This is a genomic window from Streptomyces sp. 2P-4 (assembly GCF_030167965.1).
GTDB classification, from domain to species: Bacteria; Actinomycetota; Actinomycetes; order Streptomycetales; family Streptomycetaceae; genus Streptomyces; species Streptomyces globosus_A.
Genome location: NZ_CP095011.1, coordinates 4,698,697 through 4,716,291 on the forward strand (window position 1 = coordinate 4,698,697; position 17,595 = coordinate 4,716,291).

Below are 17,595 nucleotides of genomic sequence, written 5' to 3' on the forward strand. Positions count from 1 at the left end.
CGTGTCAACGGTGGCGCGCCCGCAAACGCCGCCGCCCCCTCGGCGCAGGATGCGGAGGGGGCGGCGGGAGAACGGGGAGAACGGGGAAGCCGGGGAGAAGCCGGGGCCGGGCCCTACTTGGTGATCCGGGGGGCGCCGGCCGACGGCACGCCGCCGCCCGGGGGAATCGGCGCGGTCGCCTGGGACTGCGGGGAGGTCGGGTTGGCCAGGGCCGACGGCGGCGCCACCGAGGCGGCCGGATCGGCCGCGGGCTCCTCCTCCCCGGCGGCCGGGAGGCCGCCGACGATCCCGATGCCGGCCTCGTCGAAGGCCTCCTTGATGCGCCAGCGCAGCTCGCGCTCGACGGAGAACTGCTGGCCCGGCATCGTCTTCGCCGACACCTTCACCGTCATCGACGCCAGCAGCACCTCGTCCAGGCCGAGCACCTCGACCGGACCCCACAGCCGCTCGTCCCACGGGGTCTCCTTCGCCATGGCGTCGGCGACGCCGGCGACGACCTCGCGGATCCGCGGGAGGCTCTCCGTCGGCTTCACCTGGACGTCCACGGTCGCCGTCGCCCAGCCCTGGCTCAGGTTCCCGATCCGCTTGATCTCGCCGTTGCGCACGTACCAGATCTCGCCGTTGTCGCCGCGCAGCTTGGTGACGCGCAGGCCGACCTCCACGACCTCGCCGGAGGCCACACCCGCGTCGACCTTGTCGCCGACGCCGTACTGGTCCTCCAGGATCATGAAGACGCCGGAGAGGAAGTCCGTCACCAGGTTCCGCGCGCCGAAACCGATCGCGACACCGGCCACACCGGCGCTGGCGAGCAGCGGGCCGAGGTTGATGTCCAGGGCGCCGAGCACCATCAGGCTCGCCGTGCCGAGGATCAGGAACGAGGCCACCGAGCGGAGGACCGAGCCGATCGCCTCGGAACGCTGGCGCCGCCGCTCGGCGTTGACGAGCAGTCCGCCCAGCGCGGTTCCCTCGACGGCCTCGGCACCCCGGTTCATCCGCGTGATCAGCTTGGTCAGCGACTTGCGGACCACCGAGCGGAGCGCCATCGCGATCACCACGATGAGCAGGATCTTCAGGCCCAGGTACAGCCACCCGGCCCAGTTCTCCTCTATGAAGCTCGCGGCGTTCGTGACGCTCTCGTGCGCTTCCTGCACCGACGCCGCCGGATCCGGAGTGGCGGCTGCCAGCGGCAGATGGGCTGCGGGCCAGGGCACGGCGGGAACCTCCAGGTGTCACGGTCTGCCCGCGGAACGGAATGCGGAACAGCCCTTCCACACTATCGGGGCATTCGGGTGACCTTGTTGCCTTGTTCGGGGGAGAGACGAGGCTCACCTGGGGAGAAGTGGGGTGTGGCCGAAAACACCTCGGACCCGTTACGGGTGCATGGTGGCGTTTCGACCAGCCGTAAGGAGAGACTGGATAGCAGATCGTCCCGGCGCGAGCCACGCGCCGCCGGCGTACAAGGAGGCAGTCCGTGCCGCACGTCCTGGTCCTCAACGCGTCGTACGAGCCGCTCGGCGTCGTACCGCTCCGCCGCGCGCTCGTCCTCGTCCTGGAGAACAAAGCGGTCTCCCTGGAGGAATCGGGCGCCTTCCTGCACAGCGCGACCCGGGTCGTCCCCGCGCCCAGCGTGGTTCGGCTCAAGCGCTTCGTGCGGGTCCCCTACCGGGGGCCCGTTCCACTCACCCGGCGTGCGCTGTTCGCGCGTGACGGCGGCCGCTGCATGTACTGCGGCGGCGTGGCCACCAGCGTCGACCACGTGATCCCGCGCAGCCGCGGAGGGCAGCACGTGTGGGACAACGTGGTCGCCGCCTGCCGCCGGTGCAACCACGTCAAAGCCGACCGTCACCTGGTCGACCTCGGCTGGCGGCTGCGCCACCAGCCCGCCCCGCCGTCGGGCCTGGCCTGGCGGATCATCGGAACCGGGCACCGGGACCCCCGGTGGATGCCCTACCTCCAGCCCTACGGGGCCGACGACGCCCTCGACCGCATCGGCGCGGCCGCCGCCTCCTGACGCACGCCCGGCGACCACACCGGACCACGCCGCACCAGACCAGCTCGGACCCGACAGGACCCGACCCGGCACGTACGCCGGGCCGGGTACGGGCGCTGCCGCCGCGCGGCTCAGGCTGCGGAGGCGGCCGCGGCGTGGGCCTCGTCCACCAGCCGGGCGACCGCCTGCGGCACCCGCAGCGACGGGTAGTGGTCGCACCCCGCCAGACGCACGAGGCGGCAGCCGGGGATCCGGGCCGCCATCTCCTCGTTGCACCTCACCACCTCGGCCTGGTCCTGCTCCCCGAGGGCGACCAGCGCCGGGGCGCGGACCTCCGCGAGCCGGTCGAAGGCCGGGGCGTCCTCCCGCAGCCGGCCGGCCGCGGCGAACCAGCCCGGCAGCGCGCCGCGCAGCTGCGCCGCCGCGACGGGATCGGACTCGGGGGTGCCGCCCCCGGCCCGCCCCCAGATCCGCAGCCCCAGTCGGACGATGCCCTCCATGTCCCCGGCGGCCGCCAGCCGGCCCACCTCCTCGAAGAAGCCGGGCGGCGTCAGGCCCTCGGCCCCCGTGACCCCGGGCACGAACAGGGCGAGTCCCGCCACCCGCTCCGGGGCGGCCAGGGCCAGGCTCAGTGCGGTGGCGCCGCCCATGCTGGAGCCCACGAGCACCGCCCGGCCCACCCCGAGCCGGTCCAGGACCGCGGCCAGGTCCTCCGCCTGGGAGTACGGAGCCGTCGGCGCGGGCGACCGGCCGTGGCCGCGCGCGTCGTAGCGGACCACCCGGTGGCCGGGGGCGAGGAGCGGCAGGACGGGATCCCAGACCGCCGAGTCCCCGACGCCCGGGTGCAGCAGGACCAGCGGCAGCCCGCCGCGGCCCGCGCCGCCCGAGTCCTCGGCCCACACCTCGCCGTCCTGCACCGGCAGCATCACGTCCATGATCGCCAGTCTGGCGGGCGGCACGAGGCCGGTGGAAGGCGGTTTGCGGCCGGAATCCGGCCGGTACGGGCCACGGGGCCGGGCCCGGGCGGATCCGTCACGGGACGACCGCGAACGCCTCGGCCGCGAACAGGCTGCACCCGTACTTGGTCGCCCGCTTCTCGCAGGTCACCCGGACGAACCGGGCCTGCGCCGGATCCAGCCTGACCGACTCGGTGCCGCCCTTCGAGCCCGCCACCGCCGCCGCACGGTGCCAGGACGTCCCGTCCATCGACGTCTCCACCCGGTAGGCCGACGGGTACGCCTCCTGCCAGTGCAGGACCAGCAGCCCCAGCCGCGCCGGAGCCGCCAGCTCCGCCTGCCACCAGGCGCCGTCCACCGGCGGGGACGACCAGCGGGTGGCCGCCGAACCGTCGATCACCGCGGAGGCCGGGAACGCCGGTGTCTCGTTCGCCGACGAGGACGCCCGCGCGGAGCGCAGGAGGTCCGGCCCGCCCGTCTTCGGCACCGCCCGGACCGCCAGGACCCGGGTCTGCCCCGCGAACACCACCGGAACCCGGTGCACGCCCGCCGGCACGGACGCAGCGACCGACACCGACACCGGGACCTGGACGCGCGTCCCGCGCGGCGCCCGCACCTCGGCGGGCAGCCGCACCTCGACGCCCTGCGGCGGCGCCGCCGACAGCGGGCTTCGGACCTCGCCGGGCCGCAGCGCCGACAGTTCGGCCGTCACCGTACGCGCCGCCCCGCCGATCTCCACGTCCACCGACTCGGGCAGCTCGAACGAGGCCTCCGGCCCGTCCGCCAGCCACGGCACCACCCGGTGCACCACCGGAGCCGCCCCGGCCCAGGACAGCCGGACCGCGTCCGCCCGCACCCCGCCCGCGTCGGCCTGAGTCCAGCCGGTCGGCGAGGCGTCGCCCACCTTGCGCCAGCCCTCGCCCGGGACGTGCACCTCGACCGCCCCGCCCCGCGCACCCTGCGGCAGCGGATCCGTCATCACCGTCACCGCCGACACCGGCCGGACCCCGTCCAGGCGGACCGTCCAGGCGCCCGGCTCCCGGGAGACGGTGCCGGTCTCCCGGGCCGCGCCCGTCCAGGCGTCGGCCTCCTCGACCGTCTTGGCGAGGAACGGGTCCAGCACTGCCTTGTCGACCCGCGCCGAGGCCGGCTCCGCCAGCTTCCGGCGGGCCTCCGCCAGCGCCCGCGACGCCTGCCAGGCCGCCGCGCCGTCCCCGCGGGTCTGGGCGCGCAGCAGGTCCACGGCCAGCTCGCCGGCCGCGCCGTACGCGGAGACCCGCGCCAGCCACGGCCCGCCCTCGGCGGACAGCCCCGGCAGCCGCTCCGGCGCCTCCCGCATCGCCGTGAACGCGGCCCGCAGCCGCTTCCCGGCCGCCGGGTCGCCCGCGGCACGGCCCTGCCAGAACTCGTCCACCAGCGGCCGCAGATAGGCGGACTCCGGCTGGGCGAGCCCCGACGAGGCGGAGTTCCCGGCGAGCGCGGCCAGCGACTGCCGGGCCCGCGCGTCGGGCCCGGCCAGGTCGGCCACGGCGGCCGCCCAGGAGTCGCCGGGCCGGTAGCCGCTCGCGTTCCACGCGAAGTCGGCGGCCGTGAACAGCGGGATCCGCGACAGCGAGGCGTGCGGCATCGCATTGGCCAGCAGGCCCGCCGATCCGCCCGCGACAGCCGGCTCGCGCCCCGTGTACGGCCCGAGGAAGATCCGGCCCGGATCCCAGTCGTTCACCGGGTAGTTGTCCATCGTCAGCAGCGGATGCTGCCCGAAGGCGTCGCGGGCGCCGGACAGCTCGCGGCCGGTGATGGTGCGCGGCACGACGCCGACACCCGTCCAGGCCACCTCCACCCGCCCGTCCAGCCGCTCGGCGAGGACGGTCCGGTACGCGGTCGCGCCGTTCTGGTGGTACTCCGTCGGCAGCACCGACAGCGGCGCCGCCCCCGGGTGCTTCGCCGCGAGGTGCGCGGCCAGCTCGCCGGCGACCTCGGCATGCGCCTTCGCCGCGGCCGCGGCACCCGAGCCGTAGCGCACCCGGTCCGCGCGGCAGCCCCACTCCGAGTAGCTGACGTCCTGGAACTGCACCTGGAACGCCCGGAAGCCCAGCTCCCACATCGCGTCGAGCTTGCGGGCCAGCGCCGCCCGGTCCTGCGCCGAGGCCAGACACATCGACTGCCCCGGGGAGACCGCCCAGCCCAGCACGACGCGGTTCGCGCGGGCCCGGCCGGCCAGCTCCCGAAACTGCTCCTGCTGCGCGGCCGGGTACTCCGCCCGCCACTCCGTGGTGCGGTACGGGTCGTCGCCGGGGGCGAGGAGGAGCCGGTTCTGCTTGGTGCGGCCCATGAAGTCGAGCTGGGCGAGCCGCTGCCCATGCGTCCACGGCTCCCCGTAGAAGCCCTCGGTGATCCCGCGCACCGGGGCGGACGGCCAGTCCCGCACCAGTACGCCGGGGACCTTCCCGCCGCCCGCCGCGAGGAGTTGGCGCAGTGTCTGCGCCCCGTGGAAGAGGCCGTCCTCGCCGGTGCCGGCCAGGGCGACCGTGCTCCGGCCGCCCGTCTTGCCGACGGCGAGCCGGTAGCCGCCCTTCGGCAGGTCCCCGACCTCGGACGCGCCGAGCGCCCGCAGCGCCTCCTCGGCGCCGCGCCCGTCGAGCCGTACGACGGTCCCGGCCGCGGGAAGCGGCGCGCCGGGTGCGGGCTCGTGCAGGACGCGCACGCCCGCGGCGCGCAGCGCCGTGCGGACCACGCCGACGGCGTAGGGGTCGGCGTCGGGCGCGGCGACCAGGACGGCCTGCTCGCCGAGCGGCACCTCGCGCGCCGCGTCGGCGGCCATGGACTGCGGGCGCGGCCACACGCCGGGCCCCTCGGCGGGGCTGCGGGGGGCGACGGCGCCCGGGTCGAGCAGCGGCCCGGGCTGGTTCCCCGCCGGGGCTCCCGCCGCCGCTCCGGGTGCGCCCTTGGCCCCGCTGCCGGCCTGGTCGGGGGAGGGCGCGCCGGCCGTCGACAGCAGCCCCTGGTGCTCGGCCGCCACGGCGCCGCCGAGCAGCGTGCCGATGACGGCGATGGCCACGGCAGTGTTCCGCTTCCTGCCCCTGAGCTGCACGAAGCCTCCCCGTCCCGAGTTCGCCGGCGCTCGTACGAATGAGCCCGAGCCCACCACCCGTGCGGCCGGAGTGTCAATGCGAGCGGGTGATCTGACCCGGAACCGCCAGGAATGCCGGGCCGTCCGCTGGGTATGGCTGCGGTGTCGAGCCGCGCCGCGCGACGGATCGCTGACCCACCCTCACCATCCGCCCGCAGCAACGGGAAGGCAGAACCGTGGAATCCGCTACGCCGGCCGGCGCCGCCCCCACCGCCCCGCCCGGCGGGCCCACCACCGCCGCGGCGGCGCCGCCGGCGGCCGACCACAGGGACACCGGTGACCTCCATGGACGAACTCGCCCGGCTCGCGGCCCTGCACGGCGTCGCCACCGACTACCGGCCCGCTGAGGGCGTCACCGTCGACGTGCCGCGCGAGACGGTCGTCGCGGTCCTCGGCCTGCTGGGTGTGCCCGCCGGCACCCCCGAGCAGGTGCGGGAGGCGCTCGCCGCGGCCGAGCGGGACGCCGCCGAGCGGCTGCTGCCGCCCGTCCTCGTCTGGTGGGCCGGATCGGCGGCGCCCCGTGAGCTGGCGGGGCTGCCCCGTGGGACCCGGACCCGACTGGAGCCCGAGGGGGCCGCCCAGGGCGGTGTCCCCGCGGAGGGCGGGGCGGCCGCGGCCGGCTCCGCCGGCCCGTACGACTGGGACCCCGCGGTCCTGCCGCCGCTCGGCGTGCACCGGGTGCGCGCCGAGGCCCCCGACGGCCGCACCGCCGCCGCGACGCTGATCGTCGCCCCCGAGCGGGCACCCGCCGTGCCGGAGCGCGCCCACGGGCTGCTCGTCCAGCTGTACTCCCTGCTCTCCGAACGCTCCTGGGGCATGGGCGACCTCGGGGACCTCGCCGCGCTCGCCCGCTGGGCCGGCCGCACCCACGGCGCCGGCTTCGTCCAGGTCAACCCGCTGCACGCGGCCGTCCCCGGCAGCCCCACCGACCCCTCCCCGTACCGGCCGGCCACGCGCCGCTTCCCCGACCCCGTCCACCTGCGGATCGAGGACCTCCCCGAGTACGCCGCCTGCCCCGACCAGGAGGCCCTGGCCGCACTCGCCGCCCGCGGCGCCGCACTGCGCCGCGCCGTCCTGGAGAAGGGCGCCCTCATCGACCGGGACGCCGTCTGGGAGCTCAAGCGCGCCGCTCTGGAGCTGCTGTACGCCGCCCCCCGCACCCCCGAACGGGATGCCGCCTACCGGCAGTTCCGCACCGTGCACGGCGCGGCCCTCGACCGCCACGCCGCCTGGTGCGCCGCCCGCACCGGCGGCCCGGCAGGCGCCCCGCCCGCCGCCGCGGCCGACTTCCACCGCTGGCTCGTCTGGCTGACGGACACCCAGCTCACCGCCGCCCAGCAGGCGGCGCGCGAGGCCGGCATGGCCGTCGGCATCGTCCACGACCTCGCCGTCGGGGTGCACCCCGACGGCTCGGACGCCGCCGGGCAGCCCCTGTACGCAGGGAACGCGAGCGCCGGCGCCCCGCCCGACGCCTTCAACCCCCGCGGCCAGGACTGGGGCCTCCCGCCGTGGCGGCCCGACCTGCTCGCCGCCGCCGGGTACGCCCCGTTCCGCGAGCTCCTGCGCGGGGTGCTCCGGTACGCGGGCGCGCTCCGCATCGACCACGTGATGGGCCTGTTCCGGCTCTGGTGGATCCCCGAGGGTGCGCCGCCCGCCGACGGCACGTACGTCGCGTACGACGGCGAGGCGATGCTGGCGGTGCTGGTCCTGGAGGCGCACCGGGCGGGCGCCCCGGTCGTCGGGGAGGACCTCGGGACGGTCGAGCCGCAGGTCCGCCGGGCCCTGGCCCGGCGCGGTGTGCTGGGCACCTCCGTGCTGTGGTTCGAACGGGACTGGACGGGCGGCGGCGCCCCGCTCCCGGCCGACGCCTGGCGGGCCGGCTGCCTGGCGACGGCAACCACGCACGACCTGCCGCCCACCGCCGCCAAGCTGGCCGGCGCGCACGTGGAGCTGCGCGACCGGCTGGGGCTGCTGACGCGCCCCGTGGAGCGTGAGCGGGCGGAGGACGCCGCAGACACCGCGCAGTGGCTGGACCTGCTCGCGGACGAGGGCTTCGACACCAAGGACGAGGAGGCTGCCGTCGCCGCCCTGTACGGGTTCCTGCTGCGCACCCCCGCCCGGCTGGTCGGCGTATGGCTCCCGGACGCGGTCGGCGACCGGCGGCCGCAGAACCTCCCCGGCACCTGGGACCAGTACCCCAACTGGCGGCTGCCGCTCGCCGACGCGGACGGGCGGCCCCTCACGCTGGAGGCGCTGGCCGCGTCGGCGCGGGCGAACGCCCTGCTGGACGCCCTGCGGGAGGGCGGGCCCGCCCGTACGGCACCCCCGGACGCGCGCCCCGTTTAGGTGTTCGCTACGTTTGCACCGTGGACAAGAAGAACGCCCTGCGCGCCGGCGCCGTCACGGCCGGAACGACGCTGATGATGCTGCTGATGACGTCTCCCGCGCTCGCGCTGACCCGCGACGACGGTGACGACCCGGGCCAGGGCATCAGCCTGGCCGAGACCCTCGGCGTGTTCGTCGTGCTGCCGGTGGTCCTGTTCCTGGCCATCGCGGGCCTCGTGATGGTCGGCGACAAGTCCCGCAAGCAGCAGCAGGGCTGAGCGGACTCGAACTGAACCAGCCGGGCAGCCCCGGCCCCTGCGGGGCCGGGGCTGCCCGGCAGGCTTCCGGGGCGCCGGAGGTCCCCCTGCCGGTGCGAGACGCCCGGCGGCGGTGCGGACCTCCGGCGCTCCGGCGCTCCGGCGTACCCGCGTACGGGCTCCGCGGCGCCCGGGCCGCCCCGGCCGCCGCCCTCAGATGCCGGCCAGGAGCTTGCGGAGCAGGCCGGTCAGTACAGCGGCCTCCTCCTCGTCCAGGCCCGACAGCGCCGCGCGCTGCACCTCCAGGCCCGCCGCCACGGCCTCGTCGACGACGGCCAGTCCCCGGTCCGTGATGGTGACCTGGAGCCCCCGCCGGTCGTGCGGGTCGGGCCTGCGGCACAGCAGCCCCGCCTTCTCCAGCTTGTCCAGGCGGCCCGTCATGCCGCCCGAGGTCAGCATGAGCGTGGCGGAGAGCTGCCGCGGCGACAGCGTGTAGGGCTCGCCTGAGCGGCGCAGCGTCCCCACGACGTCGAACTCCCCGCGGGTGAGCCCGTACCGGGCGTACGCGCGCTCCATCGCGTCGCCCATGGCCCGGTCGATCCGGAAGATCCGGCCGAAGAGGGCCATGGGGGCCGTCTCCAGGTCCGGGCGCACCGCGGCCCACTGGTCGATGATCGCGTCGACGGCGTCCTTGCTGACCTCGCTCATGTCCGCAGTATCGGCCGTCGGGCCGACCGCCCGCAAAAATGTTGCTTGACCGAAAGTAGCTTGCAAGTAAGCTACTTGCTGTCGATCTACTTTCGGGGGGAACCATGGCAGGCGGGCAGGCGCGGCAGCGGCGGCGCAGACGGCAGGACCGGCTCCCGGGGGAGCGGCCGCTGCTCGCCGGGATCGGCATCAGCGCCGTCGGGATCGGCATGTACGTCCCCTTCTCCCTGGTCTTCTTCCACCACGTCACCGGCCTCTCCTTCGCGGTCGTCGGCCTCGTGCTGACGGCCACCGGGCTCGCCGGGCTCGCCTTCATGCCGGCGGCCGGCGCGGCCGTCGACCGGTTCGGGGCCAAGCGCGTCAACCTCCTCCTCTACGCGGTACGGGCGACCGGATTCGCGCTCTACCCCTTCGCCCACTCCCCGGCCGCCTTCGCCGCGGTCGCCCTCCTGACCGCGCTGGCCGACCGGTCCTTCCCCGTCGTCCAGCAGTCCCTGATCGGGGAGGTGGCCCGCGGATCCGCCCGCGACCGCCTCCAGGCCTCCCTGCGCGCCCTGCAGAACGCCGGGATGGGCGCGGGCGCGCTGATCGTCTCCGGAGTGCTCGGGGTCTGGGGCACCGCCGCCTTCTCGCACACCGCCTGGGGCAACGCGCTCGCCTTCGCCCTCGCCGGGCTCCTCGTCACGCGGGTCCGCCCCGCCGCCGGCGCGGGCCCGGCCGCCGCGGCCGCCCGGACCCCGGCCGGATACCGGATGGTGCTGCGCGACCGGCCCTTCCTCGGGCTGACCGCCGCGAACTTCCTGGCCGCGCTCGGCTACGCCGCCCTGTCGGTGCTGTTCCCGCTGTACATCGCCACGTGGCTGCACGGCCCGGACTCGCTGACCGGCGCCGCGTTCACCGTCAACACCGCGCTGTGCGCCGGTGCCGGCGTCCTCGTCGCCTCCCGGGTCCGCCGCTCCGGTGCCCGCCGCACCCGCTCGGCTGCGCTCGGCGCGCTGCTCTTCGCCGCTGCGTTCGCCGGGCAGGCCGTGCTCGGCACGGTCCGGCCCGGCCAGACCGCGACCGCCGCCGCGCTGCTGGCCATCGTCGTGGTCTACACCCTCGGCGAACTCGTGCACAGCCCCTCCGCCGGGGCCCTGTCCGTCTCGGCCGCGCCCGAAGCGGTCCGCGGGCGCTACCTGGCCACCTACCAGCTGTCGTACTCGCTGGCCACAGCGCTCGCCCCGTCCCTGTTCACCGCCCTGACGGCGGTCGACGGCCGGCTGCCCTGGGGCGTCCTCGCCGCCGCGGCCGCCGGGTGCGCGCTCGCGCTCGTACGCCTGGAGCGGCACCTCCCGGCGGACGCCGTGCACCCCGAGCCGCCCCGGCCTCCCGCATCGGCAGCCCCGGCAGCCCCGGCAGCCCCGGCAGGGGGCACCGGCCGGCCGCTGTCCGCCCGGCCCTGACCCGCGGCCGCCGCACCACCGCGCCGACGGCACCGAGCCCGCCGGTCCCCTCCGCCTCCCGAGGAGCCGCCGTGAACCGCCCCGCCACCCTCGCCCTGACCGCCCTCGCCCCGGTCTCCTGGGGCTCCACCTACGCCGTCGCCACCGAACTCCTGCCGCCCGACCGGCCCCTGTTCACCGCGGCCATGCGGGCCCTGCCCGCCGGACTGCTGCTGACCGCGCTCTCCCGCACCCTCCCCTCGGGCAGCTGGTGGTGGAAGTCCGCCGTACTCGGCATCCTCAACATCGGGGCCTTCTTCCCGCTGCTCTTCCTCTCCGCCTACCGCCTACCGGGCGGGGTCGCCGCCGTCCTCGGCTCGGCCGGGCCGCTCTTCGTCGTCGGGCTCGCCGCCGTGCTGCTCGGCGAGCGCGCCGAGCTCCGGACCGTCCTCGCCGCCATCGCCGCCGCGTTCGGGGTCGGCATGGTCGTCCTGACCGCGCAGGCCCGCCTCGACGCCCTCGGCATCGCCGCCGGAGTCGTCTCCTCCGCGTCCATGGCCGCCGGCACCGTGATGACCAAGCGCTGGGGGCGCCCCGCAGGCGTCGGCCCGCTCGCCGCCACCGGCTGGCAGCTCACCGCCGGCGGGCTCGCCATCGCCCCCCTCGCCGCACTCGCCGAGGGGGCTCCGCCCGCGCTCGACGGCCGGGCCCTCCTCGGCTACGGCTACATGATGCTGGTCAACACCGGGATCGCGTACTGGCTCTGGTTCCGCGGCATGGGACAGCTCAGCGCCACCTCCGTCACCCTGCTCGGCCCGCTGTCCCCGCTGACCGCCGCGGCCATCGGCTGGGCCGCCCTCGGGCAGGACCTCACCCCCGTGCAGCTCGCCGGGATGGCCCTCGCCTTCGGCGCAACGGTCGCCGGGCAGATCTTCGCAGCCCGAGCCTCCGCCCGCGCAGGCGGATCGTTCAGTTCTGCTGAAAAGAACAGTCGAAACTTTTCGATGGACCTGATGAATCGGCCGGTGCGACGGTAGGGGCACACCGCCCCCACCGGAAGGAAAGACGACCCGTGGCCGTCACGGACCGGACCCGCACCACCCCGCCCCCGCCCGCCCGCGCCGCCCGCCCACTGCGCGACGCCGCCGCCCGCGCGGCCGGGCCGGGCGTACTCCTCGCCCTGGCCGCCACGGTCGTCTGGTCCGGCAGCTTCGTCGCCACCCGCGGCATGGCCGACACCGTCCCGCCCGTCCAGGCCGTCTTCTGGCGGTGGATCATCGCCGCCGCGGCCGTCGCCCCGTTCGCCGCCCGGCAGGCATGGCGGCAGCGGCACCTGATCCGCCGGCACCTGGCGCACACCGCACTCGCCTCCCTTTTCGGCGTCGCCCTCTACAACACCCTCGTCCACCAGGCCGGACTGACCACCTCCGCCGCGAACATGGGCATGATCATGGCCGCCTCGCCGGTCGTCATGGCCCTCTACGCCCGCGCCGGCGGGGAACGCCTCGGCCCGCGCCGCACCGCCGGGCTGCTGACCGCCCTGGCCGGCGTCCTGCTCCTCGTCGGCGACGGCTCCCCCATCCCCCGCTTCGGCGCCGGAGACCTCTGGATGCTCGCCGCCGCCCTCTCCTTCGCCACCTACAGCGCCCTGCTGCGCCGTGCGCCCGCCGAACTCGGCGGCCTGGCCTTCCTCCTGACCACCTTCGTCCTCGGCGCGCTGATGCTGGCCCCCGCCTACGCCGTCTCCCTGCACCTCCAGGGCGGCTTCACCCCCACCCCGGGCACGGCCGGCATGCTCCTCTACGTCGGCGTCATGTCCTCCGCGGTCGCCTTCCTCGCCTGGAACAAGGCCGTCACGCTGATCGGCCCGGCCCGCGCCGGCGCCGTCTACCACCTCCAGCCGGTGTGCGCCGCGGGGCTCGGCCTGCTGCTCCTCGGCGAGCGCACCGGCCCCGCCGAGCTGCTGTGCATGGCGCTGATCCTCGGCGGCGTCGCAATGGGGGCCCGGCGGTAGGTTCGGGCCCATGACCGAGTGGGACATCAAGAAGCTGCGGATCCTGCGGGCCCTGGCCGAACAGGGCACCGTGACCGCGACAGCAGGGACACTGCACCTGACGCCTTCGGCCGTCTCGCAGCAGCTGGCGGGGCTCGCCCGGCAGTTGGGCGTCCCGCTGCTGGAGGCGCGTGGCCGCCGGGTCCGGCTGACCGACGCCGCCCGGCTCGTGCTGCGGCACGCCGACGCCGTCTTCGCCCAGCTCGAACGGGCCGACGCCGACCTCGCCGGATACCTCGCCGGCGACACCGGGGAGGTCCGCATCGGGGCCTTCTCCACCGCAGTCCCCGCCCTGGTCGTCCCGGCCGTCGCGATCCTGCGCGAGACCCGGCCCGGGCTGGAGGTGCGCGTCCGCGAGACCGAGGCCGGCGAGTCGTACGAGCTGCTCTCCGCCGGAGCGGTCGACCTGGCCCTCTCGCTCGCGGCCCACGCCCCCACCGCGCGCGACACCCGCTTCAGCCGCATGGTGCTGCTGGAGGACCCGCTCGACGTGGCCCTCCCGCGGGACCACCCGCTCGCGGACGCGCCGGACCTCCGGCTGGCCGACCTCTCCGGCGAGCCGTGGATCTACGGCGGCAGCGGGCCCTGGCAGGAGATCGCCCGCACGGCCTGCGAGGCGGCGGGCTTCGTCCCCGAGCAGGCGCACACCGCGGCCGGCTGGACCGCGATCCTCGCCATGGTCGAGGCCGGGATGGGCGTCGCCCTCGTCCCGCGCATGGTGTCCGGCCGGGCCGGCGGCGTCGCCGTCCGCGTCCTGGCCCGCGACCGGCCCACCCGGCACGTCATCGCCGCGACCCGCCGCGGAGCGGAGGCCTCGCCCGCCGTCGCCCGGGCCCTGGACGCGCTGCGGGAGGCGGCTGCCCGCCGGGCGTCCGCCGACCCCGCCTGAGGCGGACCCGCCGCCCCGGCCCCGTACGCGCCGGTGCCCCGGCCCCGCCGTGGGCGGGACCGGGGCACCGGCAGACCTGCGTGCGCGTCAGGCGCTGCCCGCGGCCGCGTCGGCGGCCTGTGCCTTCAGGGCGCGCTCGACGCCCGAGCGGGACTCCGAGACCAGGCGGCGCAGGGCCGCGTTCGGCCCGGCCGCGGCCAGCCAGGCGTCCGTCGCGTCGAGGGTGCCCTGCGACACCTGCAGCGAGGGGTACAGGCCGACCGCGACCTGCTGGGCGATCTCGTGGCTGCGACTGTCCCAGACGCCCTTGACCGCCGCGAAGTACTTCTCCGTGTACGGGGCCAGCAGCTCGCGCTGGTCGGCCTGGACGAACCCGCCGATCACCGCCTCCTGCACGGCGTTCGGGAGGTCGCCGGACTCCACCACCGAAGCCCAGGCCGCGGCCTTCGCCTCGGCCGTCGGGCGGGCCGCCCGCGCGGTCGCCGCGTGGCGCTCGCCGGCCGCCGTGGGGTCGCGCTCCAGCTCGGCCGCGATGGCCGCCTCGTCGGAGACGCCGGTCGCCGCCAGCCGCTCCAGGAACGCCCAGCGCAGCTCGGTGTCGACGGCCAGGCCCTCGATCTCGGCCACGCCGTCCAGCAGGGCCTTCAGGTAGGTCAGCTGCTCCTCGGTGCGGGCCGTCGCCGCGAACGCCCGCGCCCACGCCAGCTGGTGGTCGCTGCCCGGCTCCGCGGCGCGCAGGTGCTCCAGCGCGGCCTCGGTCCACGCGGCCAGGCCCTCCTCGCGCCACGCCGGGTCGGCGTACAGGTCGAGGGCCAGCTTCACCTGGCGGTGCAGCGACTGCACGACGCCGATGTCCGACTCCTTGCCGATGCCCGACAGGACCAGCGCCAGGTAGTCGCGGGTCGCGAGCTCGCCGTCGCGGGTCATGTCCCACGCCGACGCCCAGCACAGCGCGCGGGGCAGCGAGTCGGTGAAGTCGCCCAGGTGCGCCGTGACGTTCGCCAGGGACACCTCGTCGAGGCGCACCTTGGCGTACGAGAGGTCGTCGTCGTTCAGCAGCACGACGGCCGGGCGGGCGCGGCCGACCAGCTCCGGCACCTCCGTGAGCGCGCCGTCGACGTCCAGCTCGATCCGGTCGGTGCGCACGAGGCGGCCGCCGTCGAGGTCGTACAGGCCGATCGCGATCCGGTGCGGGCGCAGCGTCGGCTCGCCCTGGGCGCCCGCGGGGAGCGCCGGGGCCTCCTGGCTGACCGCGAAGGAGGTGATCACGCCGTCGGCGCCGGTCTCGATGCGCGGCCGCAGGACGTTGATGCCGGCGGTCTCCAGCCATGCCTTGGACCAGGCGGCCAGGTCGCGGCCGGAGGTCTCCTCCAGGGCGCCCAGCAGGTCCGACAGGCGCGTGTTGGCGAAGGCGTGCGCCTTGAAGTACGCCTGCACGCCCTTGAAGAACGCCTCCATGCCGACGTAGGCGACAAGCTGCTTGAGGACCGACGCGCCCTTGGCGTAGGTGATCCCGTCGAAGTTGACCAGGACGTCGTCGAGGTCGCGGATGTCCGCCATGATCGGGTGCGTGGAGGGCAGCTGGTCCTGCCGGTAGGCCCACGTCTTCATCGAGTTGGCGAAGGTGGTCCACGCGTGGGGCCACTTCGAGCCCTCCGCGTACGCCTGGCAGGCGATCGAGGTGTACGTCGCGAACGACTCGTTCAGCCACAGGTCGTTCCACCACTCCATGGTGACCAGGTCGCCGAACCACATGTGCGCGAGCTCGTGGAGGATGGTCTCGGCGCGCACCTCGTACGCGGCGTCCGTCACCTTCGAGCGGAAGACGTACTGGTCGCGGATGGTGACCGCACCCGCGTTCTCCATCGCGCCCGCGTTGAACTCCGGCACGAACAGCTGGTCGTACTTGGCGAACGGGTAGTCGTAGGCGAACTTCTCCTGGAACCAGTCGAAGCCCTGCCGCGTCACGTCGAAGATCGCGTCGGCGTCCAGGAACTCCGCCAGGGAGGGGCGGCAGTAGATGCCGAGCGGCACGACCTGGCCGTCCGGGCCCTCGTACGTGCTGTGCACCGCGTGGTACGGGCCGGCGACGAGCGCCGTGATGTACGTCGAGATCCGCGGGGTGGGCGCGAAGCGCCACACGTTGTCCTTGACGTCGGCGGCGTCCGGCGTCGGCGAGTTCGAGACCACCGTCCAGCCCTCGGGTGCCGTCACCGTGAACTGGAACGTCGCCTTCAGGTCGGGCTGCTCGAAGCTGGCGAACACACGCCGCGCGTCCGGCACCTCGAACTGGGTGTACAGGTAGGCCTGCTGGTCGACCGGGTCGACGAAGCGGTGCAGGCCCTCGCCCGTGTTGGTGTACGCGCAGTCCGCGACGACCTTCAGCTCGTTGGCACCCTGGAGGAGGTGCGGCAGCCGGATGCGGGAGTCCCGGAAGACGGCGGCGACGTCCAGGGACTTGCCGTTCAGGACGACCTCGTGCACGGCCGGGGCGACCAGGTCGATGAAGGTCTCGGCGCCCGCCTCGGCGCTCTGGAACCGCACGGTCGTCACGGAGGGGTACGTACCGCCCTCCTGCGCGCCGCTCAGATCGAGGTCGATCTCGTACGAATCGACGCTGAGCAGCTTCGCCCGCTGCTGAGCCTCTTCACGGGTCAGATTCGTGCCAGGCACGCGTTTCATCTCCTTCGATGGTGACGTTCGCGGTCATCCTTGCATGCCGCAGCGGTCTCCACCCGGCGGATTCGAAGCCGCCGCCCCGGGTACGCCGCAGGGGTGGCACCGGCACCCGGCACCACCCCTGCGCGCCGGAGTCAGGACCGGCCGAGCTCCTCGGCGACGAGCTCCGCGATCTGCACCGCGTTCAGCGCGGCGCCCTTGCGCAGGTTGTCGCCCGAGAGGAAGAGCGCGAGGCCGTGCTCGACGGTCTCGTCGACGCGGATGCGGCCCACGTACGAGGCGTCCCTGCCGGCGGCCTGGAGGGGGGTCGGGATCTCCGACAGCTCGACGCCCGGCGCGTCCTTCAGCAGCTCGTAGGCGCGCTCCACGCTGATCGGGCGGGCGAAGCGGGCGTTGACCTGGAGGGAGTGGCCCGAGAAGACGGGGACGCGCACGCAGGTGCCCGAGACCTTCAGGTCCGGGATCTCCAGGATCTTGCGGGACTCGTTGCGGAGCTTCTGCTCCTCGTCGGTCTCGAAGGAGCCGTCGTCCACGATCGAGCCGGCCAGCGGGAGCACGTTGAAGGCGATGGGGCGCTTGTAGACGCCCGGCTCCGGGAAGTCGACGGCCCCGCCGTCGTGGGCCAGCTCGGCGGCCCGCTCGGCGACCTGCTTCACCTGGCCGTCGAGCTCGGCGACGCCGGCGAGGCCGGAGCCCGACACGGCCTGGTAGGTGGTGGCGATCAGCGCCTCCAGCCCGGCCTCGTCGTGGAGGGGGCGCAGCACCGGCATGGCGGCCATGGTGGTGCAGTTCGGGTTGGCGATGATGCCCTTGGGGCGGTTCGCGACCGCGTGGGGGTTCACCTCGGAGACGACGAGCGGCACCTCGGGGTCGCGGCGCCAGGCGGAGGAGTTGTCGATCACCACGGCGCCCTGGGAGGCGACCTTCTCGGCGAGGGCCTTGGAGGTGGCGCCGCCCGCGGAGAACAGCACGATGTCCAGGCCGCTGTAGTCGGCCGTGGCGGCGTCCTCGACGGTGATCTCCCGGCCCTGCCACTCCAGGGTGGAGCCCGCGGAGCGGGCGGAGGCGAAGAGGCGCAGCTCGTCGACCGGGAACTTGCGCTCGGCCAGGATGCTGAGCATGACTCCGCCGACCTGGCCGGTGGCTCCGACGATTCCAACCCTCACGGTGACTCCTTTTGGTGC

The 17,595-nt window shown here is 75.5% G+C and carries 13 protein-coding genes; 7 read left to right on the forward strand and 6 right to left on the reverse strand.

Annotation, left to right across the window (positions count from 1 at the left end):
* Positions 1–113: 113 nt before the first annotated feature.
* Positions 114–1,211, reverse strand: coding sequence for a mechanosensitive ion channel family protein (locus MUK52_RS20740; protein WP_114057602.1), 1,098 nt, complete (start codon positions 1,209–1,211; stop codon positions 114–116).
* A gap of 260 nt (positions 1,212–1,471) precedes the next feature.
* Between MUK52_RS20740 and MUK52_RS20745 the strand changes: the two genes are divergently transcribed.
* Positions 1,472–2,011, forward strand: coding sequence for an HNH endonuclease (locus MUK52_RS20745; protein WP_125547456.1), 540 nt, complete (start codon positions 1,472–1,474; stop codon positions 2,009–2,011).
* Between the two features lie 110 nt (positions 2,012–2,121).
* On the opposite strand, the gene MUK52_RS20750 is transcribed toward MUK52_RS20745, so the two are convergent.
* Together MUK52_RS20750 and MUK52_RS20755 are read right to left on the reverse strand one after the other, a co-directional pair.
* Positions 2,122–2,925 (reverse strand): alpha/beta fold hydrolase, encoded by an 804-nt coding sequence (locus MUK52_RS20750; protein ID WP_114058912.1) that lies wholly within the window; start codon positions 2,923–2,925, stop codon positions 2,122–2,124.
* A 97-nt stretch (positions 2,926–3,022) separates the two neighbouring features.
* A complete protein-coding gene (locus tag MUK52_RS20755) occupies positions 3,023–6,004 on the reverse strand; it encodes a glycoside hydrolase family 84 protein (protein WP_284578986.1) in 2,982 nt (993 codons plus the stop codon).
* A 357-nt stretch (positions 6,005–6,361) separates the two neighbouring features.
* On the opposite strand from MUK52_RS20755, the gene MUK52_RS20760 reads away from it, so the two are divergent.
* A complete protein-coding gene (locus tag MUK52_RS20760) occupies positions 6,362–8,422 on the forward strand; it encodes a 4-alpha-glucanotransferase (protein WP_284581743.1) in 2,061 nt (686 codons plus the stop codon).
* Positions 8,423–8,442: 20 nt separating this feature from the next.
* Positions 8,443–8,679, forward strand: coding sequence for a hypothetical protein (locus MUK52_RS20765; protein ID WP_114057598.1), 237 nt, complete (start codon positions 8,443–8,445; stop codon positions 8,677–8,679).
* Positions 8,680–8,871: 192 nt separating this feature from the next.
* Here MUK52_RS20765 and MUK52_RS20770 read toward each other — a convergent pair whose 3' ends face one another.
* Complete coding sequence (locus MUK52_RS20770; RefSeq protein WP_114057597.1) at positions 8,872–9,366, reverse strand: MarR family winged helix-turn-helix transcriptional regulator; 495 nt, start codon at positions 9,364–9,366, stop codon at positions 8,872–8,874.
* A 104-nt stretch (positions 9,367–9,470) separates the two neighbouring features.
* On the opposite strand from MUK52_RS20770, the gene MUK52_RS20775 reads away from it, so the two are divergent.
* From MUK52_RS20775 to MUK52_RS20790, 4 genes are all read left to right on the forward strand, one after another.
* Positions 9,471–10,811 (forward strand): MFS transporter, encoded by a 1,341-nt coding sequence (locus MUK52_RS20775; protein ID WP_284578990.1) that lies wholly within the window; start codon positions 9,471–9,473, stop codon positions 10,809–10,811.
* 71 nt (positions 10,812–10,882) lie between these two features.
* Entirely contained in the window at positions 10,883–11,827 is a 945-nt protein-coding gene (locus MUK52_RS20780) for an EamA family transporter (RefSeq protein ID WP_284578991.1), read from the forward strand.
* 35 nt (positions 11,828–11,862) lie between these two features.
* On the forward strand, positions 11,863–12,804 hold the full coding sequence (locus tag MUK52_RS20785; RefSeq protein ID WP_502963588.1) for a DMT family transporter: 942 nt from the start codon (positions 11,863–11,865) through the stop codon (positions 12,802–12,804).
* Positions 12,805–12,814: 10 nt separating this feature from the next.
* Positions 12,815–13,732 (forward strand): LysR family transcriptional regulator, encoded by a 918-nt coding sequence (locus tag MUK52_RS20790; protein WP_284578993.1) that lies wholly within the window; start codon positions 12,815–12,817, stop codon positions 13,730–13,732.
* An 87-nt stretch (positions 13,733–13,819) separates the two neighbouring features.
* Here MUK52_RS20790 and pepN read toward each other — a convergent pair whose 3' ends face one another.
* Positions 13,820–16,405, reverse strand: coding sequence for an aminopeptidase N (pepN, locus tag MUK52_RS20795; protein WP_284578996.1), 2,586 nt, complete (start codon positions 16,403–16,405; stop codon positions 13,820–13,822).
* A 140-nt stretch (positions 16,406–16,545) separates the two neighbouring features.
* A complete protein-coding gene (locus MUK52_RS20800) occupies positions 16,546–17,577 on the reverse strand; it encodes an aspartate-semialdehyde dehydrogenase (RefSeq protein ID WP_114057591.1) in 1,032 nt (343 codons plus the stop codon).
* Positions 17,578–17,595 lie beyond the last annotated feature (18 nt).